Origin of the sequence: Methylobacterium sp. J-072 (assembly GCF_022829425.1) — a bacterium.
Taxonomy (GTDB): Bacteria; Pseudomonadota; Alphaproteobacteria; order Rhizobiales; family Beijerinckiaceae; genus Methylobacterium.
Map to the genome: position 1 here is coordinate 1 of NZ_JAKSYK010000040.1, position 958 is coordinate 958.

General features: G+C 67.6%; 1 protein-coding gene. It reads right to left on the reverse strand.

Translation table 11 applies throughout. The features are described from left to right. The coding region (locus MKK67_RS03870) for an IS701 family transposase (protein ID WP_243962324.1) at positions 1-875 on the reverse strand (875 nt) is incomplete at its 3' end. Between the last annotated feature and the right edge of the window lie 83 nt (positions 876-958).

A 958-nucleotide genomic window follows, 5' to 3' on the forward strand; every position in this document is an offset into this window, starting at 1 on the left:
GCCATCCGGACGCGCAGCGCACAGAAGCGAGCCCGCAGCCGGCCTTTGGTGCCGCGCCGCCAGGTCACCAATCGGCCGCTCATGTCTGCCAGGATCGTCTCCGCCGCGATCGAGACCTGATCCGGCACATGACGCTTGCGCGGCCGCCCCCGCCCCGCGACGGGGAAGATCATCGTCACGTCGGCCGGGTAGACCTTGTTGCGTCCTGAGATCCCGACAGCCCAACTCAGGCCACGCGCGCTCAGGGCTTGCCGGAACGGGGCGGACCCATACCCTGCATCGGCCAGCACGCAGCCGAAGCGCACGCCAGCCTCCCGAACCCGGTCGATCTCCGCAACCGCGATCTCCAGTTTGGTGCGGGCCGCGCGTAGGCCATCGGGTACGCCGGCCGATACCATCCGATCCGGGTCGCCCGTCCAGGTCTCGGGCAGGAACAGCGCCAAGCCGACTGCTACGGGCACTTCGCCACGCGCCAACGTGAGCGACACCAGTGTCTGGCAGTTGGCGGTCTTGCCCAGCGTCGTGGCGTATTGCGGTGCGACCCCAACCGAGCGGTTGCCCTTCTTCGGCAGAGCGATGTCGTCGATGACCAAGATCGCATCCGCACCACCGACGAGGCGATCGGCCTCGCCGAGAAGAGCCCGCTGAAGCGGAGCCTCATCCCAGATCCCGGCGGCGATGAAGTGGTGCAGCCGATCATAGGGCACACCCTCGGCCCGCGCCGCCATCGGCTGGACGCTCTTGCGGTCACCCAAGCCGATCAGACCGCTCACGTAGAGCGGGCACATAGCCCGACGCGCCGGATGCGACAGTCCCGCAAGGAACGGCTGCAGCCACCGGTCCAGATCCTCACGCCATCCGCCAGCACCTGACATCGCGAGCACCCACGCTCATGGCCGTGGCAGGCGAATCCGCAAAAACCTCCAGCGTTCCCTCAATCTGCCAAAGTAGTGCTAGG